Consider the following 22180-nt stretch of genomic DNA (forward strand, 5'->3'; position numbering starts at 1 on the left):
GTACCTCATTTACCTGCAATCTGCTGTAAGTACATGAGTAGCCAAGGTGATATGAGAGCTTATAAGGCTTATCACGATAATCAGTGGAGCGAAACAAAGAAAGAAATTAACCCCAAAGAATCGAAAAAAGTAGAGAACGCAGGACTCTTAGCAGCTACCGGAGGAGATTTGTCAGATCCTAATGTTAAGTCCAAGGGTAAACCCATCAGTCAAAATCAGATAGGCAGGATGATGGCGATCGCCAAGAAAGCAGGTTTTACAGACGACGGTTTAAATCGATTGGTCGCAGAGTATGGTTACACATCCAAAAAAGACATTACCTTTACCTACGACGGCGGCGATTATGCAGCGATTTGTGAACGTCTAACTGAGGAACTTGCACCTAAATACAACGCGACGCCAATTGCAGAACTTCCCCCAGGACTCAGACCACAAAACAGTACTGTTTTTGCTACCCTTATCAAAATCTTAGGATTTGAGCAAGCACGATTTGATTTTTACTTTAGCCGCGCATTTCCAGGGCTAAGCGCAGATATGTTAACTGCTGAGCAGACCAACCAAGCTATCAAAGCCGTCTGCAAAGCTTTTGCTCAGGATAATACTGAGGCGAGCGCAGCAATCGACAATGCCATTATTGGCAAAGCTTCTCTTGGTGTTCCTCTCAAGGATTGCCTGACACAGTGGCAACAAAACTATGGACTTCCAGTATTGCAAGTCAGAAATTAATAGAGGATGAACTCAATGCCACTGTACCCATTACGCAACATTCATCCAGCTTGCAAACATCGGTTTGTGACGCTTGCAATACTACGACAATATTTAGTTATCGTCGAAAATCTTGAGAACGGAAACATAGAAGAAAGAATCATTAATGATGCACAACTAGAAAAATGCTTGTATAGACATTGGTTGCATCATTTACAGCCTAGTGAAGTCATATCTCAATGTCGTCCTAAGCCAGGTATTCGACTATCAGTGTGGAAATTAAGGCAAGTTCGATTAACATCTGAAAGATTAAGCCGAATCCGAATTCATAATTGATTGATGTTCCATGCAACATCAAGAACCGCCACAGATAGGCGGTTCTTTTTTAAGACTGCATGTGTTCAAACACTCTTCATCTATATATTTAATCATCGAATTCTACCTTATTTTTCCTCTATGTACATCAAAAAAACTGATGCTTCTACCCTTGTCACTTATTTTTTAGATAATGCATACTATAGAAAAAGCGACAAAATCAGATGGACATGGACAGCAAAATTTACGTTAATTACAAAAAGCTTGAGTACGTTGTTACTGAAGCGACAGAGGAGATTTACACTTTAGCTCCTGTAAGTAGAGAGACAGACCAGAGTTTTACTATTCCAACCGCGAAAGCTAAGCACATTGACTACAAAAGTAAGAGTGTTAAGCATGTTCGCAAGTTTGCAAGGAAGCTTTATACAAATGATGCGATCGCATCAGATTATGTAGAGCGTCTTGCACTTACCACGGGCGGGTATAGAGAGGCATACTGTTATCTCTTTACACAAATAGCGTAAATCACCGCTCCTACGTACTGCCGTAGGAGCGTATGACTGAATCTCGAAAAAACAATCACAATCACTATCCTAAGATGAATAAGCCCAAATTGTCAGACAATGCTCCTACATTGGTTGATTTGTGTAGTTGTGGTGGTGGTATAAAAACAGGAGCGATTTTGGCAGGAGTAAGACCCCTGGTAGGTATTGAATACGACCCGAAAGAGCCAGGACTTTCTCAACATTACAAATTTGTGCAAAACGTCAACTTTGCAGAGTATGGTAGTACTTTGCAGCTGCAAACAGTTCAAGCAGCGGCAGCAAGCGATTTTGCAGGAGTACCGAGAAATCCTACTATTCTTCATGCATCGCCACCATGTACGAACTACACAAAACTCAGAACACTCAACAAAACTACTGAAACTTTAGCAGATATAGAGATAGGTCAAGCTGTGAGTAGTGCGATCGCCACTCTTACCCCTGAGTACTTCACCTTAGAATGTTCTCCTTCCTACGTCAAAGGCATGGCATATCTAGCAATTAAGAATGCATTGCAGGCTTGCTCCTATCATTTTAAAGCGTATGAATTAGACATGATGGATTACAACACACCACAAAGCCGTAGAAGGACATTTATTATGGGCTGGAGAAGTACCAACCGCCCTCTTAAACTTCCACCCAAGACCAGGCGTATAGGTTGGTTAGAAGCGATTGGCTGGGAGGATAGGAAGATTGTACAACCAAGTAAAAAGCAGATGGATGCAATCATCGCATACTTTGAGAAAAATCACCCATCTCCAATTATGGTTGATAAAATAGGTGTCTCTAACAAATCTCTTGCTATCCGTCAGCAATATGAGCCAATGTGGACAATTACCACGAGCTATTTTACTGACCAAAACTCATCACAACGTACTTCTAGCTTAACTTACTACCATGAGGAGAAAATGTATGCTTTGCGTATTCGCGATGTAGCACGCCTTTGTGGTTTCCCTGACTGGTACGCGCCTAGCAATGTTTATTCTCTTGCTGGAAAAGTTTTAGGCAATGCCGTTTGTCCTAGTTTCTACTCTTATTTTCTGAAAAGTAATAATCTAGGTCTTTGAGTGTTTGAGTTGTAACAGTCTTGTCTATATTTTAGGATGAAGGCTGAAAAGAGCGAGCGCAATCTTAATATCAAGAAAGCGCTCGCTCTTTTCATTTCAATTCACGTAATCCAGGAATATCACCAGTTTCATCTATAAGTCCTTGCTCCCGATAAGCCGCTATCTCTTCAGGTGTTATCCTTTTAGCTTTCCCGGTTTGAATATCAAGCCACAATTGAGCGGTTGTAATTCCTCTTTTCCAGGCTAGGTATTTTATTTTACTGACTATGAGGGATTCTCTTTCTTGCAGTTTAGCTCCCAGCAAACTATCAGCTTGTTGAGCATCCGTGTTTCCTCTACAAAAGGCATCAGCTTTTAACAAGTCTCTATAAAACTCTCCTGGTTCTACTCTCATCCTTGGATCACTCGATCCCGCTTGCGTCATAAGCTTTTGCTCCTTTTTTGTATCAGGTTGAGCATTATCATAACACCTGCATATGTAAAGTTTTGATAATAATGGGCAGCATTGGGACAAAGGAGTTGACTAATTGCCCAATCCTGCCCTAGTATGATTTCAGGTGAGTGAAGCAAAGTTAAACCGAACTAAAGCGAAGCAAACTAAGAACCTCTGAAAACTTTATAAATCATGGTTGCAACAAGCGAAGTCATTTATGACGTGACTCATCGAACTTTTGTTGATCAGCTTGAGGAAACTGTAAGTTTGGATAGAGTTGTAGAACTGACAGGGAAAAATCCACGAACTTTAATTGTATATCGCAAGATGGCTTATGAGCTTGTGGTTGATTACCGAGATAGTTGTACAGAAAGGTATCCTCGTTATCCTCTGGATTTAAAGGCAGTACAGATCAGAATAAACTTTGGGGAACGCCCAAAACCCATATATCCAGATCCACCGCCATTTACAAGGGTAGAGGCAAGAATTTTGGTTGGGATTTCAAAGATTTTTGACGACCTCAACGACAAAGGACTTGTTATCACTCGAATACAGCGCAATCCCTACTTTTGGGCAAAAATCAGAATCTGAACATTAGCGACAAAATCAAAGCGACAAAATCAAATGGAAAGCACAATCACAGTTGAAGCTTTAGCGAAAAAAATGAAGCAGAAGCCGTCGCAGGTAGCGATCGCGCTTCTAACCTACGGAATCGAAGTCAAAGGTCCATCTGAACAAATTCCCTTAGACATTGCAAATAAGCTTCAAGGGATAGATGCAGACATTAAATCATTGAAATCTGCTGACACAACAGCGTCAAATACAGCCGTACAAACAGGTAATCAAACTGAAGTTGAGGAACCAAAAGCGCTCACACTTGCAGATTGTCAGTTGATTGCAGAGGTACATGAAGTCAGCTTGCAGACTGTTCAGAATCTTGACACTATCTTGAGCAGTGAAGAGGACGCTTTAGCCCTAGCAAAGGGTGTGTATGATGCTGAGAGACGTGTTGCTCTCTACAATGCTGGTGAAATGCTTGTCTTGACTGAAGACTTTAACCGTAGACGCGATCGCAATTCTGCATTAAGAGAAAAAATCCTTAATCGTCGTCTAGACATCAACTCAACCCTTGCAGAGCAAGGAATCGATCTACAAGCAGTCGTAGAAGCACAAAAACTTTTGGAAATACAGCGACTAGAGAAAGAGCAAGCAATACTAGCAACCTCTTTTGACGAAGAGCAAACAAAGCAGGCGGTTGCAATTTTAGCGCCAATTGGAATAGATCTAGAATTAATTTTCAATGGAGAGATCCAAGAATCAGAGCTTGCATACACTAAAGCTGAGCTTGAGCTTAAGAAGCATGGTATTAGTCTGAAAACTTTGATTACAAGAACAAAGGTACATCGCTCCAAACCATCAAACATGGAGGGGAAGCACCCTTTAGGGCTGGAACGGCTAGTGAGTTTTTCCAAGGTTTCAACGAAGTACATCAAGAAGTAGAACAAATTAACGCTAAGCTCCATTGGGGCTTAGCCCTCACCAGCCTGGAGTACATAGTTTTGCAGATTGTAATCAGGGATAGAAATATGCTAAGTATGCACGATTTCATTTACTGTTCTGGCGTTGCAACAATCGCCGCAGTTGGAGCCGCCGTAGTCGTTACCACCTTTTTAGTTTCTCCTCTCGCTGCTGGGATGTTTGCATTATCAGGTTTGACTTATGCCTTACAAAGAAAAGCATGAATTTGACAATTTGGTCAAAAGCTTAGAATCACTCTCGCGTCACTCTTACTCACCGCAACAACACTTATTAATAATCGCCCTTACCATTGGAATCTCATTCGGTTCCTTAGCTCCTCTCTTGGTTTTAAGAGTGCTGCAACACCAACACTCTCAGGTAGGGACGCAGAAAATAGAATTTTACGCTCCAAAGTAAGATACACCTGAAGACACCAAATACGTAGACTTAAGCAGAATAAGACTCATTCTTATTTTGTTCTATTTGGCAGTTCTAAAAGTCTTGCTTAGTTCGGTTCTACGAAAATGGCTGAAACGACCAAAAAAGTTTGAACTTCGCGTCAAAAACCTAGTATTTGCAAGCCTTTAGAACTAGAAAAAGTCGTTTTGATCAGAATTTGGTTCTAAATTGCATAGATGAAGCGAAATTGAGTAGAGGGGAATTTCGGGATGCGCTCGCTACAAAGGGGGTTTCGCATACTTAGGGAAGTGTAGCGGTCAACAAATCACAGGAGCAAATAAATGGCGACTAAAAGACAACAAAGAGCAGCGCTCGTAGACGGAAATATTGACGTTAATCATGTTGGATTTCCTACTGCTGAACCTATGGCTGAAAGTTCGGCTAATTCCTCTATTACGAGGCAAGGTGATAAACCAAGCTTTAATCTCGACAACATTTTAAGTACTGTCAATTTAGACGAGAAGCCAAGTGCTTCAAATCTTGAGATGTACTCAGGTGTTATGGACGTTGCGAGCGTCAATCCTGATAGCATCACGGTTGAAAGCCTGCTTGCTGACCAATCTTTGCGGATGTCAGGTGCAGAGGCAGGAAAGCGGATTGCTGAACTGCAACAGGTGCAAAATGGACTCAACGTCAAGATTGAGGAAGTTAAGACACGCCGACTAGGGGTGAAACTGCAAACTCAACAAGTTAAGCTCGCGGGTGATGCTTATGAGCTATCTAGTGCAATGTCAGACACTCGTCAAAAAGGTAATACCGCGAAGCACAAGAAATTTATGGCTGATGTTAAAGGAGTGAAGGAGAAATTTGAACGGATTGAGGCAGTTTCAGACGTGGTTATTACAGCCGGACGGGCGCAAAAACGTTTTGCAAAGGCACGTAACACTCTTTTAGAAGAAATGCCGGGGTTTGAAGAGGTGAGTGGTGTTAATGCTTTGGAGGGAGGAAAAACAGATGAATGAGGATTATCGTTCATTCTGGGCAAGTGTAACGCTAACGGCAATTCTAGGGGTGTACCTGGGTGTTAAGGGTGCGATCGCCTTGTGGGCATTTTCCCCAGTTTTAGCTATAGGATTAATTGCAATCAGCTTTATTAGCGCTCAATACATTGTGACTTCAATTCGATAAGACTGCTGTAGTTGAAACACTCTATCCCCTCTTGTGAGGGGATTTTTTTAAAAGCGACAAAATCAAGAAGCAGTGTACAGGAAGATGAAAGAATTATTTGTAGGTGCGCTCGCACTAGGTTTATTGTTTACCCCGTTGGATGATCGAATTAAGCTGATGGTAGCTGCTGTCGGTTTTGTACCGGGGGCGGTTGGAACTGCGCAAGGATTAAAGCGGTATAGTGATGCAAGGTCTAGGTATGAAGATTTGCTAGACAGTACTGAGCGGTTAACAAGGGCAAGTGTAAATGATATTTCTTCTGCTAAAGCGGAAGCCCAAAAAATTCTAGACGCAGCGAACAAGCAGAGTAGGGAGACAGCGAGAAAGGCGGAGGAAGAGCGATCGCAGTTACTTATCGATATTGCCGAACAAAAAGCGGAAATATCTAGGATTAAAACTGAATTGGAACAGGAAAAGGATAAGTTTAAAGCAGAGCGAGCAAAGCTATATCAGGATTTGGTGTCCCTCTCGGAGTTGCAAGCAGAGGTGCAATTTGAGCGAGAGAAGATTTTAGCCCAGGCGCGTGCTGAGGCGTCGGTAGTTCTTGCTCAGGAGAAAGCAAAGTTAACTGAGCAAACAAGTGCGATCGCCACAATGGAAGCCGAGATAAAAGCGCAGATTGAACGGCTGAAGCTGGAATGGGAAGGACAAAAGCAAGCAGATCAGTTAAAGCTAGCTCAGGATAAGCAAAGATGGGAATTAGAATTGCAGCAAGCGCGAGATGAATTTGAGCAAGAGTGTAGCGATCGCATCCAAGCAATTGATACTGAAGGCAGGAAAAAGCTAAAAGCTTTACAAGAAAAGGCTTGGCAGGATTTTGAGAAAGAATCAGAGTCAGCAATAGAAGCTGAAGTTCAAGAGCGTTTAAAACCGTATATTCAGAAGATTAACCAGCTACAGAAATCTTTGGAAGTTGTACAGCAGCGTTTAGTTATGGCAAACGAACGTTATGAACGTACACAGCGCCCAAATGTCCCTAGAGGACATCACCCACGTGAAAGCATGGCGCGGGATTTGTGTATGTTTTATTTTGAAAAAGCTGGGATTATTTTGGATGTGGTCACTTCCTACATTTTTCCTGACAATTCAGTGCGCGTTGTTTTGGCAGATAAAGACCCATCTCACCCAACAACCATAGAAGAGCTAAAAAAACATAAGAACAGCTTACAAATGCATTTGCAACTTGTAGAAGCGCCAGTCCCTACCGTCGCAGCTGAGGGGTATGAGTTCTTGCTAAGACCACAGGAGCGAATCTACTTAGGGATGCCAACAACTGTGCAAGATCCGGTTGCTATATTCGCCTACAATCCTCCTGAAATTCGCCTAGAAAACTCTGAGACGATAGCAGAGTTTAACGCAGTTTCTGAGCTTCAGCAAGCAGAGAAAAAGCAAAGGATGCTTACTTATATTCCTCCTGAACATCCTCTTCCTACCCAAGGTGAAATTACCCAAGCAGAAATTGAGTATGTGGAATGGTTGTACAACTGGCGTTATGAGGCAGAAGGAAAACCTAATGTCCGGAATCAAAACGACTTAATTGAAATGGTTTGGCACGTTAAACCAGGATATGGAAGCGATCGCAAGAGTGTTGCAGGTATGACTATCAGGAAGCGACTACACGCGATTTTTGATTTGTTAAGAATTGAATACACCAGCAAATCATAAGACATTGACATAGTGAATAATGTAAAAGTAGAATACAAACAGCGACAAAATCACACGGTAGAGCATGAATGCACACGACTTTTTGAAAGATGCAGGATTTCCCCCGGAGTGGAAAGAGTATCACTTGCAAGACTACTTAGCTGATTGGTATAGAAATCAAGGGTATGATGTCAGAACTGAGGTTAGTTGTATTGGAGGTCGAGTAGACATAATCGCAGATAAAAATGGGCAAGGGTTAATTATTGAAGTTAAGAAGTGGTTAGGTAGAAATGAGATTTTACAAGCTTACGGGCAAGCAAAACTGTACCAAGAACATTTAACTTTGGACGGCAGACCTTTATATGAAGGAGGCAAGGCAAGAAAAATTGTTGTTGCTGGACTTTTGACGAAGCGATCGCCTGATGAGATTGATTCAGCATGGAGTCAAGCAGATAGAGTCACGCATTCTGGTGGGTGCGTTGTTTTCGTAGATCAGTGTCCAGATTATTATCCATCTAGACCGTTTAAGCATTACTGCGAGGAAGAGCCAACATACACTACATCTAGACCTGGTTTTAGATTGAGTGACTATGTGAACTGGGGGCAAGAAAGCCGTAAGGTAGCTCAAGGAGTTTGGTCAGGATTTAAGGTTTTATGGTGGTTGTGTCGGTTTATTGGGCGTTGGTTCACCTCTAAAAAATACTCCAGAAACTATTACAATCACCCTTCGGGTTCGCCACACTCCCAAACTCCTGCGGAGACGCTACGCGAACGTGACGGAAACCGCCAAGACGGGAGGTGGACTCACAAAGCAAGGAAACGCCCTAACTTTTTATTCATTTATCTTGTGATCGCCGTCTTAGCCGTCTGCTTTGATATGGGACAAAGATTAGTAACACACTTTACCCAAAATCAACCTCAACCACAAACAGTTATCTATAAGTAATGCTACCTACCTTAAGAGACTATCAAAACAAAGTTGTTTCTGAGACTTACGCACATATACGTCAAGGGAAAAGACGTGTTTTAATAGTTGCTCCTACAGGTGCAGGTAAAACCCACACAGCTGCAAAAATTGTCAGAGATGCGGTCAACGTAGACCATCAAGTAATGTTTGTCGTCCACAGAGACGCGCTCATCAATCAAACTGTTAAATCCTTTGCTAGGTGGGGTTTAAGTTGTGGTGTTGTGTCGGGCAACCACAAGGAAAATAGGTTTCCTCCTGTACAAATATGCTCCTTTCAGTCTTTGGGACGCGAGCGCGATTTGTCTTGGTTAAAACCTGGCTTGGTAGTCAGTGATGAATGTCATGTAACTAGTTATACTTCAATCATGTTACAGAGACTTCCTAAGCTCTCCGAGGGAAGAAATAGCAATGAACCTGTGTACATTGGCTTAACTGCTACTCCTTGGAGATTGAAGCGTGATGAGTGCTTAGGTGATATTTTCCCGGTAATGGTGAAAGCCCCATCTTACGGGCAACTTATCAGGATGGGTAATCTTGTGCAGCCTGTGTATTACGAGGTTCCGAACTCGTATGGCAAGGATATGGCTGCTGATATCCATTACATCATTGCTCAATGGAAGAAGTGGGCGCAGAATAGTCCAACTTTTGCCTTTACTGAGTCAATCCCGTTTGCTAAAGCACTAGCCAAGGCATTTAATGATGAGGGTATAAATTCTGTTGCGATACATGAGGGGATTTCATCTAAAAAACGCGATCGCTACTTTCATGACTTTGAAGCAGAAAATATTAAAGTCCTGACAACTTGTGTAGCGCTTGTGGAGGGCGTTGATATTCCCAAAGCACGAGTAGCAATTCTTGCTCGCAACAGTGACTCACCCTCATTTTATTTTCAAGCAGTAGGGCGAGTCATGCGCCCTTACACATATCCAGATGGTGACATCAAAACTGATTGTCTTATCCTTGATCAAATGGGTATTGTTTCCAAATTCGGATTGATTGAAGACTTAGAAATCACTGAAGCAGACTTATTTAATTCTTCCAATACAAATAAAGAAGAAACTGGGGAGGAGAGAAAGCCAGTCAAAAAATGCCCTTGTTGTGAGCAGATGGTTTCTGCTCAGCAGCGAAAATGTAGATGTGGCTACGAGTTTGAGCGGCTTGAGTTGAGCGATCGCTTCCTCCCTTCCGGAGATATGCAAATTCTCTGGAAAGATGAGGCTCAAAAAGTCCACTATGCTCAGTACCAGAAGATGTTAAGAGTAGCTTGTGCTAAAAACTTGCCTTTTAGATGGGCTGATGAAAGTTTCTTGCATACCTACGGCTACTTTGCTCCTTCCGACTGGAGAAGAAACGCTGTTATTCCTCCTGGCAACCCCAAGATGAGGAAAGCATTTGAAGAATACTTACAGGCGATCGCTGCTGCTGAATCTAGAGATCCTGCATGGATTTCAAGACAACTCTCTCTTGAATTAGGTATGTAAGAGTGTTTCAAATCAAGCAGTCTTGACATCATTATCGAGAAAGTGTACTATTAAAGCAATTAATAAGGAGCAAGCGATCAAATGGCTACAGCGACTGAGGCGAAAACAGAAAAGTTAACGCCTGTTTGGAACAAAGTACAAGGCGGCTATATTTTATCAATAGACAAGGTGGATGGGAAATTTTTTCCATCTCTTAAGAAAGGAGAGGAGTTCGAGTCTTTTGGGCTGTTTAACAATGAGAGTGATGCAAAAGCGGCAATCTTAGAGGCATATCATAGCAAAGTTCAAGACTTAGAGCCAGGACAGTATATTGAGGTGGATGTTGATTTACTGTATGTGCATCCTAAGAACAAAGCGATTTATGTGAATGACACTTTTGAGGATTTGATCCGCTCATTAGACGTTGCAGATCCTTACATTGCGCCATTAGAAATTACATCGACAGGAAGAATTGTTGCTGGCAACCGTCGTAAAAAGACGATTGACATTATTAACCAGAGGTATCAAGCTGCTAACCTGTATAGAAAAATTCCTAGAGTTCCTGTGGTGGTTAAGGAATACTTAACAGAGGAAGAAGAGCTAAGTCAGCTTATTTTGAATAATCAGTCTAGAAAGAAAACGCATTTTGTGAGGGCGCAGGAAGCTCTGTTGTTGCGGGATATTCAAGAAAGCAAAGCGCGTAAATTAAAAGCGATCGCACGTCGTGGAATTCAGACTGAAGAAGACGCGAAACTTGTTGCTGAGCGCGAAGAAATGAGAAAGCGCATCGGTAAGGATGGAGCCGTTAGATCCAGTGATGTTATTGCTCAATTGACTGGTTTTGGTTCAGGTACAGCGGTAGATAACAGTATTAGTGGTTCTGAATATGTCAACTTCTTGCAGAAAGAAGGGCATGAGGAACTAGCTCAAGTTGCCAAAGAACTCATGGATAAATATGAGTCTTCTAGCTTTGATGCGGAATTGACAAAAGTTCCACTTCATCTACTTGGGGAGATAGGGCAAGAATTACTACAAAGCAGCAAAAAGCGGGTAAACCTTGGCAAGATTGTTGAACAAAAGCAAGCAGAAAAGATTAGACAAGAGGCAGAGAAGAAGGCAGATGCAAGTGATACGGTAGAGGCGAGAATAGAGCTTTCAATTTCTTTGAAGGACAAACCAGAAGACAACCGTTTTACACCTAAGATTTTGGTTGAAAGTGGCATCAAGGTATTAGGTGAGATTGAGCTTGATCCTTGCGCTCCTTATGTAGATGAGGTGAAACCTATTCCTGCCAAGAACTTTTACACTATCAAAGATGATGCTTTAACTAAGGATTGGCACGGCAAAATATTTACCAATTTCCCTTTTAGCAAGCAGCCTAGATTCTTTCAAAAGCTGGATGAACAAATCAGCGCTGCTCATACACTAGAAGGTATTGTTGTCTGTGAAGGTGGCGCTATTTTCGCCCAGAAAAGCCAAGAAGTTATGGCAAAGCACAAAATGGTTATGTGTCTCTACAGAGGGCGTGTAGAATTTGAAAAAGGTGCGTTCTATAAAGCGATTAAAGAAGCGAATAAGACGCAAGATGATCTGGATGCAAACAACAATCGCTCAACAACTGCGATTATTTACTATGGCGCTCGCACTTCTGCTTTCATTGATGAGTTTTCTCAGTATGGAGATATTCGTCTAAGTTTTGAATCTGTTCTAGAAATTCAGTCTCAACAGCTAGGTTTGCCCACTTGGGAAAAAGGAAAGGGGGGTAGCTGGTATACCACTTTTAGAAACAATAAGCTTGAAGTCAAAAAAGAAGGTGACTTCTGGCATGTTCTTATAGACGGTGAGGTTGCAGAAAACACTGCTCATAGCGATAGGTTTGGCAAGGCATTGGCGCTCGCTTATTGTATTGACCCTAGCGCTAGAACGCCGTTCTAGTTTTTGGATGACTTTAAGACTGCTGCAACTGTGGCAGTCTTGATATTTGCATATTTCTGATTGCTCTTTTTCGAGATCATGTATATTGTAAAATAAATTAAGGAGCAAGGCAATGGTAACACGTAAAAAAGCTGCACCAGCTTCAACTGTGCCAGCAGAGAAAAAGACAACTAAGAGGACAAGGACTACGGCAGCATCTAAGACCAAAGCTACTGAGTCTAAATTAGAACAAGCGATTAAGAGGTTTGCTGAAGTTGGAATAGATTTAAAGAAAGGAGAGGATGGTAAATTCGTTGCTACAGTAGATAATGCTGAAGATAATACTTCTTGGAATGAAGTTTTTAAGACTCCTACTGAGGCGTTAAGGTGGTTAGAAGGATACAAGGGATTTGTCGAGGCAGAGAAACTTTTTGCTGAACATGGGTTTGAGCTTTATAGGAAAGAGAAGTATCTAGCAATTAGCTTTGTTGACAAAGAGCAAATTTTTAAAACTCACTTAGAGGCAATTGATTGGCTTAACACAGAATGGCTACAACAAGTTGAAGAGAGTAATGATGTGTTGAGTGATGAGGATTATGATGAGGTGCTGAGGGCAGAGGGTATTGCCCTTACACAAAATGACTCCACACAAAATGACTCTACGGTAGCGCAGAAGGAACCACAAGAGATTCAGGAAGAAGTAGAAGAAGAGATTGTTGTTACTCCTATGATTCCTTTGGAAGAAGAAGACATGCAAGCGGTGTCTTCTGAAGAGATAAGTAAAGCGCGATCGCTCTTTTTGGAAGTAACCATAGAGGAAGCCATGAAAGCGGATGTCAAACCTGTAGACACTAGTTTAGGTGAGGGATCTTATACATGGGAGGAAATAAGAGAACTGCTAGACAACCAAGCAACTAGTGTACATCAGTTGGCGATCGCTGCGGCACGTAAAGGATATGGTTTACATTTCGAGAATGGGAAATACACTTTAAAAGTTTAGCCTTTGTTTACATTATTATGAGACTGCTGCAACAACAGCAGTCTTTTTATGTATGATGAATCTGGAGTCTGAAAAAGGTGAAGACGTGCCAAAAGGAGATAGACTCACACCGAAGCAAGAAAAGTTTTGTCAAGAGTATTTCTTGTTAGGAAATGCCCAGAAAGCTTACATGAGAGCGGGTTATAGGACTCAAGGGAATGCAGCGTATACTGAGGGTTATCGACTCCTCAAAAACCCCCTAATAAAAGCCAGAATCAAGGAACTGCAAGAGTCTGAGGCACTTCGCTATGCTGGAAGTCGTCTAAGATTGATGAGGGAGTTAGAGAGGATTGCTTATGCACAAATAACAGATGTTTGTGAGTTTAAGGGGACGAGTGTTGTTACTAAAAACTCTGAGGATTTGGATGAGGATGTGAGAGCGGCGATCGCGGAAGTGGTAGCAACAAAAACAGGTGTAGCTGTGAAGATGCATTCTAAGACGGATGCATTAGGTAAGCTAATGAAGATTTTGGGTTTGAGTGGGGATTTGAATCTGGCGATCGCTATTCTCAGGCGTTATGGTTTGAACTTGGTAATAGAAGATGGTAGATGGCGACTTCTTGACGAGCAGGCTCAACCAGAGCAACTGGAAGAATCAGCAGAAGATACTGAAGACGACGAACGAGCCGATGAGGAAGACTCTGACGAAGAAGCAGAGGAAGCAGAAGAATAAGTTTTACGATTTCTTTCTTGGTGCTTGGGAAGTATTACATCCATCAGAAGAATTGTTACGCAATTGGCACATTGAGTTTTTGTGTGAGGTTTTAGAAGGGCTAGCTGTTGGGAAGGTAGAGAAGAGAAACTTATTAATTAATATTCAGCCGCGATCGCTCAAAAGTGAGATAGTTTCAGTTTGTTTCCCGTGTTGGAGGTGGTTGCATAATCCAGAGGGGAAATGGTTATGCCTGAGTTATGCCTCAAGTTTGGCAAACTCTCACAACCAAATGAGACGAGATTTGATGCGATCGCCTTTCTACCGTGGCTTGTTTCCAGAACTGGAATTGAAAGATGACAAAAATAGAATATCTGAATTTGCCAATAACTACCGTGGTGAGATTATATCTCGTGGTTTCGATGGCTCAGTGACTGGCGTCGGTGCAAACGCCACGGGAGGTATAATTTGCCTTCCTTACCACCAAGTTATTAATACTGACTCTGGTCTATTGCCGATAGGAGAAATTGTAGAGAAAAAGTTACCTATAAAAGTTGCAACTTTCAATCATGAAACTGAGTCTATAGAGTATGGGGATATAGAGCGATACGAAGAGAATCCCGGCAGAGAATTGATTGAAATCGACTTAGGCGATCGCATCATTGAATGTACAGAGGATCACCCAGTATGGGTAAAAGACAAAGGCTATATCCCTGCTAGAGACATAGCCATCAATGATGTAGTACTAATTTATGACGAAACAGAGAACCTGTAAGTTCTGCAAATCAGAATTTTTTGTAAGCAAGCCATCAGAAAAGCAAACATTTTGTAGTAGAGAATGCTTTAACAATAATAAACGAGGTGGTCTTAGACCTAATCCGGTTCCGTGCTTAAATTGCGGTGATTTGATTACTAATCAAAAGAACTTAAATAGAGGGGTGAAATACTGTGGTCACGCTTGCTATTGGGAGCATGACAAAAAAAGTAGTTACTTCACTTGTGAGCAGTGTGGCAAGCAATATTACAGAGCACCCGCACATCAAGCAAGGGGAGGCTTCAAGCATCATTTTTGCTCTAAATCATGTTTTGGACTTTTTGAGAGAGGCGATCGCAATGCACAATACATCAATGGCAAGTACCGTAGATACAACAGAAGATGCAATAAGTGTCAAGGGAGTATACCGGGGGATGGGAAGCATGAAAGAAGGATATGCGATCGCTGTCGTCAGCAAAAGAAAGACCAGGAAGAATCAAGACGAGAGCAAAGACGACAAGAAAGGGAACTCCGTAAGCTGCAACAAGAGCAAGGATTACCAAATAGATGTAAAACCCGATTTACAATTAATTGTTTTGAGTGTACAAAGCCTTTTGTAGTGACGATGGAGCGATTGAATAGACGCTATTGCTCCATAAAATGTAAAGATGTTGCACACAGCAGAAGAATGAGAGGTAAAAATAACGGTAGGTATGTACACGGTGATTGCAGAGGCAAATACTCTTATGATTTCAATCGAAGAGTTAAGTCTGTAATCCGTCACCGCGATCGCTATACCTGCCTCTTGTGTGGAATGACCGAACGAGAACACGGGTTAAAGTTACACGTTCATCATGTGGACTACGACAAAACCAACTCTTCTGTTTATAATCTCATTACCCTTTGTAAGTACTGCCACGGTAAGATGCATGGTAGCATTGAACAAAGGGAAACATGGAAGAAAGAACTGTTAAGGCTATTAGGCGCAAGCATACGCCGCTCAAGACTTACAACATAGCAACAGCTAATCATAATTATTTTGCAGATGGGGTTCTCGTTCATAATTGCGATGACCCCAACAACGTAGTAAAGGCTGAAAGCGATCGCATTCGAGAAGAAGAGCTAAGGAAATTCAAAGATTACTCGATTGGACGAAAGTCTGATCCTAAGAAAACTTCTGTTGTGGTCATACAGCAGCGTACTCATATATCAGACATTAGTGGTTACATCTTGAGCGACCAGGCGGACAAGTACAAATACATCAAGATACCGACAAGGGCAAAAGAACCAGAAGAGTGGCGATCGCCTATCACAGATAAAATTATCGCCACTCGTCAACCTGGGGAATTACTGCATCCTGAGAGATTTGGTGAAGAAGAGGACGCAGACGCCCTTAGAACGCTTGGAGCGTATATGTACGCTTCAAGACACGCTCAAGAGCCTTACCCTGCTTCTGGAGGCATTTTCAGCCCGGATTGGTGGCGATATTACGACGAGCTACCTAAGCGTTTTATAGCTGCGATAACGGTAGATTGTTCCTTTGGTTCTGAATCCGAGACAGCTAGTTATGTTGTCATCCAGTTGTGGTTGATTTCTCGTCCTTACTTTTACGTACATGATCAACTGCGTCAAAGGCTAACATTCCCCAAGACTAAGGCAGCTTTGTCCAAATTGCACAAACAATGGCAGGAAGACTTAGGGGTTGCGATCGGTCCTACTCTGGTTGAAGGTAAAGCCAACGGCAAAGCAATAATTCAGTCTTTGCAAACTAGTATTCCCATGATTATAGAAATCAATCCCAAGGAATCCAAGAAAGCCAGAGCGCAGGCAGTAGCGCCTATGTATGAATCAGGAAACGTTTTGCTCCTCAGGAGTGCTTCCTGGCTCCAAGAGTACAAGATTGAGTTTGAAGCTTTCCCTAATTATTCTTCTGACGATTGTGTAGACGCGGGATCGCAAATCATCCAGTATTACCTTAATCGTTGGCGCTTGCAAGACTTGGATTCTGAGGAAGGGATGACAGGGCGAATCAAGGTTTACTAAGACTGCTGCTACTTAAACAAACTTTTTTAGAAAAACTTTCGGTGAACCTTGACCGAAACAGTGACCAGTTACCAGGTAACAGAGAGACTTTTCACTGTTCACTGTTAGGGTACAAGCCCCCAAATTCATTTGTGGAAAGAAAAGAAAAGTTATTCCTTGCCAAAATCCACAGCGAGTTTATTCATGGGGATTAACTGGTAACTGATAACTGTTAAGCTTTTTTAAGTATCGTAATATTTTAGCTCATACCGTCTGTTTTTTGGCTTAATCGCCACAATTGTGACCCTCTTCAGTTCGACGAACTTGTTAGGGAACATTAAGTCGCACATTGCGTCAACTATAGATAAAATTATAGCCATTAGGCTACACAAACGGCTTTCATCCCTTGTCTAAAGCACGAAAAATGCAACTACGTTGCTGTCTTTCAAGGGTTTTCAGCCAGCCATTCTTATAAATCAGTGTTCAGGACTAATCTCTATATGCAACATAAATTACGCGGATTAATAGCTACCTTTGTCTTAATCACAACAGTATCTATTCCTCGGATTGCCTTTGCTGGCGATCGTCAACCGCAAACAAGCCCACAATTATCTGATAAACCTTTTATTATAAAAAAGAATCGTCTAAATGACGAAGAACGGCAGAAGATAATAGAGAACATACAAGAATTAGAGCTTCAGTACTGTCCTGATGTGCAAATCCAAAGGCTTTCAGGCAAGGATGACTTCTGTTCTGATGCGCCCCAACCGTCTTTAAAAGTTGCGGCGCCTCCTTTTGAGTCAAAAGGTAGCTCCATAAGCATGACAGAATTGGCTGTCCGCATCATAAAACCGAATATCGACAACTTCATAGGATTCTTCTTCAAAACAATACCCAGCAATATAAATATCAAGTCTGCAGAGAAAGAACTTTCAATAATGATCAAGTCTGCAGAGAAAGAACTTCCAATAATGCTCAAGTCTGCAGAGAAAGAACTTCCAATAATGATCAAGTCTGCAGAGAAAGGACTTTCAAAGGTCAGGGTTAGGGTCAGATAATTTTTAATTTTGTCAATTAAAAATTATGCTGAAATTTTGGAAAAACCAGAGGTATTAATTTAACTTTTGTACTGATTTTTATTTTCTTTTTTGTTTAAGTCCCACTAGGCGTTTTTCTGACTCTGGCTACAGGCAGAGAATCTACGACAGCAATGGACTAAAACAAGATGTTACCTGCAATCAAGCCCGTCCATCTTTTGTTTTTGTTTTATCTTGTGCATCTGTTAACCATTCCTTAGTTGCTGAGGTACTGTATTTTCCTTTTTTCCCAATAGCTGTGCTAAAAACACCGAAACTGTTGTCAGCCCACGCTTGTTAGCTCATGACTATCCCAAAACTCCACATTGCTAGTACCACTGCTTGTGTCTTGGTCAGATGCAGCATCTTTTCTATGATTATCCTTGTCTATTGTCTTAATTCTTCACTTTTTTCTATTGGCATTCTCCCTCTCACACCTAAAGTTGCATCTGCCTTGCGTATTTTTGCAGTCTGACTTCAGTTGTCTATTTTACTGGCTAAATCGCCCTTTTCTTAAATCCCTACCCTTGAAAGGGATGTTCTTCTCCCAGCACCTTTGCTGTTATAGCCAGGGCTTTTTGATACAATGGTTCAGCTTCTGGATAGCGCCCTTGGGAGGTGTAGAGATCTGCTAAGTTCTTCAGGCTAGTGGCATAGTCGGGATGTTCTTCTCCCAGCACCTTTGCTGTTATAGCCAGGGCTTTTTGATACAATGGTTCAGCTTCTGGATAGCACTTTTGGAAGTAGTAAACCTTGCCTAAGTTGTTCAAGTAAGTGGCATAGTCGGGATGTTTTTCTCCTCGTATGTCTCGTATGTCTTCTGTTAGTTCCACGGCGTACTTATACAATGGTTCAGCTTCTTGATAGCGCCCTTGGGAGGTGTAGATATTTCCTAAGTTGTTCAGGCTAGTGGCATAGTCGAGGCTAGTAGCATAGTCGGGATGTTTTTCTCTCAGCACCCTTGCTCTTATCGCCAGGGCTTCCTTATACAAGGGTTCAGCTTTTTTATAGCACTTTTGGAAGTAGTAGATATTTCCTAAGTTGTTCAGGCTAGTGGCATAGTAGGGATGTTTTTTTTCAAAACTGCGTCTTACTACTGATACACATTGCTCACCCCAAGGTTGAGCAAGCTCATACAATCCCTGTCCAGAATAAAATCTACCCAAGCCAGTAAAAACCCAAATTAAATTTTCATCACTGACTGCATCAGTCAGATTTTGTGCCACCTCTGCTAAATGTGGAATAGCATCTTTGACGGATTCAATATCACGACGGGTTGGCGAATAGGGAATTTCTTGAGCAATTGCGATAAAAGTTTCTGCAAAAGCGCGTTTCAATTCATCGGCTTGTTCTGATGCTGCTTGCTTGAGTTTCAAAAACTCCCGAATTAAGGGATGAATTTTGTAGTAATCATCTCTTCTATCTCCAGTTTTATTTTCCACCCATTGAATCAAATGGCGTTCGTAAAGTTGCTCAACAGCTGTTTCAACTTCACTTGCATCCCAATTCAGCCTCCCAGTTGCAGACTCTACCCGTTCCCAAGCAAAGATATCCGGTGCGAATAAACTTAATAGCTCACCCACACCCTGTGTCGTAGAAGCGAGTTCCCGCCAACTTAGTTCAAATGCATCCAAAACTCCAAGCTGTGCTGTACTCAAGGTTTGTTGCAATTGTTGCTGATGGCGGTTTATCGCTTCATCTTGAAGTCGCTGCTGTTTCAGCCGCTCCAACATCTTTGCTAAAGTCCAATGGGGAGGTTTTTTAGCTAAATACCGCCCCACCAATTCCAAACCCAAAGGTAGATACCCCAGCCATTCACACAACAGTTTCGCTGTTTCCTCTTCCTTTTGCACTCGTCTTTCACCCACTAGCCCCCTCAACAATTGCAAAGCTTCTTCTGGTGACAACACATTCAGAAATATCAGAGATTTCTCATCGGAGTTGAGTGTTAGCAACCGCGTTGTCATCAACACATGGAAGCGGTTACCTTTTGGTCTAAGTTGTTGATAATTAGCCAAATCGGTGATACCATCGAACACTACCAACGCCAGTCCTTCTGATGGTTGCCACTGCTGCCAACACCAGTTTACCTGTTTGGTAAGACTCCACGGCTCTCCGAGGGAATTCTTTTGTGGGACTGCCAGATTCATGTGAAGTTGGGCAAACTGCACTATTTCTGCTGCAAAATTCGACGTTCTGGCATCTAACCAGCAAATCCCACCAGGATAATCCGCTTCATATTGACGTGCATATTGCGTTGCGAGTTCAGTTTTGCCAACACCACCCATACCAGAAACAAAAATTGCGACTGCGTTTGGTTGCTGCAACTTTTCTCGCAGTAGGGAAAGTTCATTCTGTCTGCCAACAAAGTTAGCAGAACCTTGAAACACAACATTATTTGGGGGATTTAACTTTGCCCGTTCCCGTTCGGGCGACTTTTCTCAAGTAATATTGAAAGTACTACCTCTTTGGTCAATAGTTTGCGTTTGAGCCGCATTAATAGCTTTTTCGATGTTTTGGATAAAAGTTGAAGGATATGATTTTTGAGATTGCTCCACAGCTTCTTTTATCTCCCTCAGAATTTCAGCCAAGTTTGACGGTGGATTAGTTTCGGCTGCTGTTGCCAATTCCTGTGCAGCTTGAGCCACTTCAGGATTAGCCTTAGCCGCAGATTCTACTTCCAGTACAGCTTTGCCATAATCGAGTGGTTGTTCTGGTGCTTTCTCAATAGCAACTACAGTATTGGGAGAGTGTTTTTTAAGGGTAACTAAGAACTTACCAGCTTTATTCAATAAAATTTCTGTTCCCTTTTCGGTTGTTTTTTCTAAGACTTTAGTGGCAACTATAGTACCAACAGCGATCGCACCAGCAGTCAATGGCTCCATATACTACCTCGTAAGCACGGTATCTTATTTATTAATATATGTTTCTGTCCTAAATTCCGCAACCTCCGCAATCAAAGTAAAAAACTTATAGTTTACCGTCGCTGGTTAGATAAAATTGATGTAAGCAAAATTGAGATTGTATCCCAAACCTTTAAAATTAAGCATTATTACTGTTAGATTCAAGTCTAATTTTTTCTAATTCTGCTATTGGGGAATCGGTGTAAGCAAGAAGAGCGATCGCTGTTTCTTTACTCAACAATCCTGCTTGATAAGTTGATATGATCTGTTGTCTTTCTTCTGGTAAGAGTTGACCAGGGTTAGCATTGACAATAAAATTTAGAACAAGTTTGCTATGCTCTGTATTGTCTTGTCCTTGGTAGTAGCGGTCTAACAGATAAGCACCAAAGAAAGCATTACTGTAAAAGTCCTGAAGTCGTTTAGAGTCTTTCAGGAGTGCGATAACAAAATCATTGCGTAATTCTTGACGCGATCGCCCAGATAAAGTAAGGTCACTTGCTAATAAATGAGATTGATTAGCCTGTGAGTAGATAGTTCCTAGACTAAAGGTAGCAGCATCAACAAATGTCTTAATCTCTATTGGTTGTTCTGTGTGAACGGTTGGTGAGGTATACCCTCTAGTCAAGCCTTGCTCATCTTTAATAGCAACTCCAGAGATAAAATTAAGCATTCCTGGAGCGATGACAATTGCTTCTGGATCTTTAATAAATACCCGTTTACCTGTTCTTTCATCAGTCTGGAATTCTCCGGGTAATTTTGCATTTAGGAAGATACGAGAGACAAAACCGGAGATTTGGTTATTTCTGGGGATCAAGGTGGCAGCATGATTAATGGCATTCTGTGCTGTTTTCATGGAGGTCGTTATAAAAGGTCGTCGCTTGCCTTCGGTAATTGTTAAGCGTCCTCCTAAATTAATAGAAAAAGTATAGTATGGGTTCTGTTCCCCTAATTCGTAATATTCAAAAACTGTTTGTCTTGTTTCGTTAAGGTATTGAGTTTCTATTAACTTTTTATCTTCTTCTACGTAATAGTATTCTATTTTTCGTGGGCGTCCAATCGCATCTCTTGTAACTACTTTGACGCTTTCTACAGGTGGACAATGCAAATAAACAGTACCATCTACTGTAGTTGCCCTCAGATAAGAAACACCACCGACAAGCAGATTTAAAAGTGATTCATAGATTGGATCTGGGAAATCAAAATTTCCCACGGGTGTGCCTAAAGTTCTTGCTAAGTAATCAGCGATCGCGATATTAGCTGACTGTAACTCTGATTCATTTAAATTACTATTGCCCACATTAAAAGATGCAGTAGGATCTCGTCCTAAAAGTGCATCAGCGTGACGTGTAACCACCTCAGAGATGACATTTATCTCTTGAAACATTCGATAAATGTCATCAGCAAGAGCTTGCCCTTCTTCTGTCTGGGTGTCTGGTTTTATCCCAATCCAGAAATCAAAAAGATTGCCATTGTAATAATGCCAATTTTCCTCAATTAGGTGCAAATCTACAGTACTCATAAGAGTGCAGAGGGTACAACTGTC

General features: G+C 41.7%; 23 protein-coding genes. 19 read left to right on the forward strand and 4 right to left on the reverse strand.

Annotation, left to right across the window (positions count from 1 at the left end):
• From DP117_RS34595 to DP117_RS34610, 4 genes are all read left to right on the forward strand, one after another.
• Window positions 1-726: hypothetical protein (locus tag DP117_RS34595; protein ID WP_211176544.1), on the forward strand; the 726-nt coding region annotated here is incomplete at its 5' end.
• Window positions 727-741: 15 nt separating this feature from the next.
• On the forward strand, window positions 742-1041 hold the full coding sequence (locus DP117_RS34600) for a hypothetical protein (protein ID WP_169222653.1): 300 nt from the start codon (window positions 742-744) through the stop codon (window positions 1039-1041).
• A gap of 209 nt (window positions 1042-1250) precedes the next feature.
• Window positions 1251-1544: a hypothetical protein gene (locus DP117_RS34605; protein WP_169222654.1), complete on the forward strand. Its 294-nt coding sequence runs from the start codon at window positions 1251-1253 to the stop codon at window positions 1542-1544.
• A gap of 32 nt (window positions 1545-1576) precedes the next feature.
• Window positions 1577-2629: a DNA cytosine methyltransferase gene (locus DP117_RS34610; RefSeq protein WP_169222655.1), complete on the forward strand. Its 1053-nt coding sequence runs from the start codon at window positions 1577-1579 to the stop codon at window positions 2627-2629.
• A 91-nt stretch (window positions 2630-2720) separates the two neighbouring features.
• Here the strand turns inward: DP117_RS34610 and DP117_RS34615 are convergent, their stop codons facing one another.
• The gene (locus tag DP117_RS34615; protein WP_169222656.1) at window positions 2721-3053 is read right to left on the reverse strand and encodes a hypothetical protein; all 333 of its coding nucleotides are present in this window, start codon (window positions 3051-3053) and stop codon (window positions 2721-2723) included.
• 201 nt (window positions 3054-3254) lie between these two features.
• On the opposite strand from DP117_RS34615, the gene DP117_RS34620 reads away from it, so the two are divergent.
• From DP117_RS34620 to DP117_RS34695, 15 genes are all read left to right on the forward strand, one after another.
• Window positions 3255-3653, forward strand: coding sequence for a hypothetical protein (locus DP117_RS34620; RefSeq protein ID WP_169222657.1), 399 nt, complete (start codon window positions 3255-3257; stop codon window positions 3651-3653).
• 33 nt (window positions 3654-3686) lie between these two features.
• Window positions 3687-4562 carry a hypothetical protein gene (locus DP117_RS34625; RefSeq protein ID WP_169222658.1) on the forward strand — a complete coding sequence of 292 codons (876 nt, stop codon included), beginning with the start codon at window positions 3687-3689 and terminating at the stop codon, window positions 4560-4562.
• A gap of 95 nt (window positions 4563-4657) precedes the next feature.
• Window positions 4658-4804 carry a hypothetical protein gene (locus DP117_RS34630; protein WP_169222659.1) on the forward strand — a complete coding sequence of 49 codons (147 nt, stop codon included), beginning with the start codon at window positions 4658-4660 and terminating at the stop codon, window positions 4802-4804.
• Between the two features lie 516 nt (window positions 4805-5320).
• Window positions 5321-6001 carry a hypothetical protein gene (locus DP117_RS34635; protein ID WP_169222660.1) on the forward strand — a complete coding sequence of 227 codons (681 nt, stop codon included), beginning with the start codon at window positions 5321-5323 and terminating at the stop codon, window positions 5999-6001.
• A complete protein-coding gene (locus DP117_RS34640; protein WP_169222661.1) occupies window positions 5994-6167 on the forward strand; it encodes a hypothetical protein in 174 nt (57 codons plus the stop codon). Before DP117_RS34635 ends, DP117_RS34640 begins: the two co-directional genes overlap by 8 nt.
• Before the next feature lie 84 nt (window positions 6168-6251).
• Complete coding sequence (locus DP117_RS34645; protein WP_169222662.1) at window positions 6252-7871, forward strand: hypothetical protein; 1620 nt, start codon at window positions 6252-6254, stop codon at window positions 7869-7871.
• 64 nt (window positions 7872-7935) lie between these two features.
• Window positions 7936-8796, forward strand: a complete 861-nt coding sequence (locus DP117_RS34650; protein ID WP_169222663.1) for a hypothetical protein — start codon at window positions 7936-7938, stop codon at window positions 8794-8796.
• Entirely contained in the window at window positions 8796-10298 is a 1503-nt protein-coding gene (locus DP117_RS34655; protein ID WP_169222664.1) for a DEAD/DEAH box helicase, read from the forward strand. The genes DP117_RS34650 and DP117_RS34655 overlap by 1 nt, the downstream gene beginning before the upstream one ends.
• A gap of 81 nt (window positions 10299-10379) precedes the next feature.
• Window positions 10380-12212 carry a DNA N-6-adenine-methyltransferase gene (locus DP117_RS34660; protein ID WP_169222665.1) on the forward strand — a complete coding sequence of 611 codons (1833 nt, stop codon included), beginning with the start codon at window positions 10380-10382 and terminating at the stop codon, window positions 12210-12212.
• Window positions 12213-12324: 112 nt separating this feature from the next.
• Window positions 12325-13191, forward strand: a complete 867-nt coding sequence (locus tag DP117_RS34665) for a hypothetical protein (RefSeq protein WP_169222666.1) — start codon at window positions 12325-12327, stop codon at window positions 13189-13191.
• 52 nt (window positions 13192-13243) lie between these two features.
• Entirely contained in the window at window positions 13244-13903 is a 660-nt protein-coding gene (locus DP117_RS34670) for a terminase small subunit (protein WP_169222667.1), read from the forward strand.
• Window positions 13860-14657 (forward strand): hypothetical protein, encoded by a 798-nt coding sequence (locus tag DP117_RS34675; RefSeq protein ID WP_169222668.1) that lies wholly within the window; start codon window positions 13860-13862, stop codon window positions 14655-14657. Before DP117_RS34670 ends, DP117_RS34675 begins: the two co-directional genes overlap by 44 nt.
• A gap of 197 nt (window positions 14658-14854) precedes the next feature.
• Window positions 14855-15256 carry a hypothetical protein gene (locus DP117_RS34680; RefSeq protein WP_169222669.1) on the forward strand — a complete coding sequence of 134 codons (402 nt, stop codon included), beginning with the start codon at window positions 14855-14857 and terminating at the stop codon, window positions 15254-15256.
• A 334-nt stretch (window positions 15257-15590) separates the two neighbouring features.
• Complete coding sequence (terL, locus tag DP117_RS34690) at window positions 15591-16679, forward strand: phage terminase large subunit (RefSeq protein WP_169222671.1); 1089 nt, start codon at window positions 15591-15593, stop codon at window positions 16677-16679.
• Window positions 16680-17158: 479 nt separating this feature from the next.
• A complete protein-coding gene (locus tag DP117_RS34695) occupies window positions 17159-17716 on the forward strand; it encodes a hypothetical protein (RefSeq protein WP_169222672.1) in 558 nt (185 codons plus the stop codon).
• Between the two features lie 539 nt (window positions 17717-18255).
• On the opposite strand, the gene DP117_RS37440 is transcribed toward DP117_RS34695, so the two are convergent.
• The 3 genes from DP117_RS37440 to DP117_RS34710 form a co-directional block, all read right to left on the reverse strand.
• The gene (locus tag DP117_RS37440; RefSeq protein ID WP_169222673.1) at window positions 18256-20124 is read right to left on the reverse strand and encodes a tetratricopeptide repeat protein; all 1869 of its coding nucleotides are present in this window, start codon (window positions 20122-20124) and stop codon (window positions 18256-18258) included.
• Between the two features lie 51 nt (window positions 20125-20175).
• On the reverse strand, window positions 20176-20619 hold the full coding sequence (locus DP117_RS34705) for a hypothetical protein (RefSeq protein ID WP_169222674.1): 444 nt from the start codon (window positions 20617-20619) through the stop codon (window positions 20176-20178).
• Between the two features lie 157 nt (window positions 20620-20776).
• A complete protein-coding gene (locus tag DP117_RS34710) occupies window positions 20777-22156 on the reverse strand; it encodes a hypothetical protein (RefSeq protein ID WP_169222675.1) in 1380 nt (459 codons plus the stop codon).
• Window positions 22157-22180 lie beyond the last annotated feature (24 nt).

The sequence above is a fragment of the Brasilonema sp. UFV-L1 genome, from assembly GCF_012912105.1.
Taxonomy (GTDB): Bacteria; Cyanobacteriota; Cyanobacteriia; order Cyanobacteriales; family Nostocaceae; genus Brasilonema.

What these genes read in the sequence shown, in the direction of transcription:
- DP117_RS34600 (WP_169222653.1), top strand. Translation starts at nt 742, where the DNA reads ATGCCACTGTACCCATTACGCAACATTCATCCAGCTTGCAAACATCGG.
- DP117_RS34605 (WP_169222654.1), top strand. Translation starts at nt 1,251, where the DNA reads ATGGACAGCAAAATTTACGTTAATTACAAAAAGCTTGAGTACGTTGTT.
- DP117_RS34610 (WP_169222655.1), top strand. Translation starts at nt 1,577, where the DNA reads ATGACTGAATCTCGAAAAAACAATCACAATCACTATCCTAAGATGAAT.
- DP117_RS34615 (WP_169222656.1), bottom strand. Translation starts at nt 3,053, where the DNA reads ATGACGCAAGCGGGATCGAGTGATCCAAGGATGAGAGTAGAACCAGGA.
- DP117_RS34620 (WP_169222657.1), top strand. Translation starts at nt 3,255, where the DNA reads ATGGTTGCAACAAGCGAAGTCATTTATGACGTGACTCATCGAACTTTT.
- DP117_RS34625 (WP_169222658.1), top strand. Translation starts at nt 3,687, where the DNA reads ATGGAAAGCACAATCACAGTTGAAGCTTTAGCGAAAAAAATGAAGCAG.
- DP117_RS34630 (WP_169222659.1), top strand. Translation starts at nt 4,658, where the DNA reads ATGCACGATTTCATTTACTGTTCTGGCGTTGCAACAATCGCCGCAGTT.
- DP117_RS34635 (WP_169222660.1), top strand. Translation starts at nt 5,321, where the DNA reads ATGGCGACTAAAAGACAACAAAGAGCAGCGCTCGTAGACGGAAATATT.
- DP117_RS34640 (WP_169222661.1), top strand. Translation starts at nt 5,994, where the DNA reads ATGAATGAGGATTATCGTTCATTCTGGGCAAGTGTAACGCTAACGGCA.
- DP117_RS34645 (WP_169222662.1), top strand. Translation starts at nt 6,252, where the DNA reads ATGAAAGAATTATTTGTAGGTGCGCTCGCACTAGGTTTATTGTTTACC.
- DP117_RS34650 (WP_169222663.1), top strand. Translation starts at nt 7,936, where the DNA reads ATGAATGCACACGACTTTTTGAAAGATGCAGGATTTCCCCCGGAGTGG.
- DP117_RS34655 (WP_169222664.1), top strand. Translation starts at nt 8,796, where the DNA reads ATGCTACCTACCTTAAGAGACTATCAAAACAAAGTTGTTTCTGAGACT.
- DP117_RS34660 (WP_169222665.1), top strand. Translation starts at nt 10,380, where the DNA reads ATGGCTACAGCGACTGAGGCGAAAACAGAAAAGTTAACGCCTGTTTGG.
- DP117_RS34665 (WP_169222666.1), top strand. Translation starts at nt 12,325, where the DNA reads ATGGTAACACGTAAAAAAGCTGCACCAGCTTCAACTGTGCCAGCAGAG.
- DP117_RS34670 (WP_169222667.1), top strand. Translation starts at nt 13,244, where the DNA reads ATGATGAATCTGGAGTCTGAAAAAGGTGAAGACGTGCCAAAAGGAGAT.
- DP117_RS34675 (WP_169222668.1), top strand. Translation starts at nt 13,860, where the DNA reads ATGAGGAAGACTCTGACGAAGAAGCAGAGGAAGCAGAAGAATAAGTTT.
- DP117_RS34680 (WP_169222669.1), top strand. Translation starts at nt 14,855, where the DNA reads ATGACAAAAAAAGTAGTTACTTCACTTGTGAGCAGTGTGGCAAGCAAT.
- terL (WP_169222671.1), top strand. Translation starts at nt 15,591, where the DNA reads ATGGAAGAAAGAACTGTTAAGGCTATTAGGCGCAAGCATACGCCGCTC.
- DP117_RS34695 (WP_169222672.1), top strand. Translation starts at nt 17,159, where the DNA reads ATGCAACATAAATTACGCGGATTAATAGCTACCTTTGTCTTAATCACA.
- DP117_RS34705 (WP_169222674.1), bottom strand. Translation starts at nt 20,619, where the DNA reads ATGGAGCCATTGACTGCTGGTGCGATCGCTGTTGGTACTATAGTTGCC.
- DP117_RS34710 (WP_169222675.1), bottom strand. Translation starts at nt 22,156, where the DNA reads ATGAGTACTGTAGATTTGCACCTAATTGAGGAAAATTGGCATTATTAC.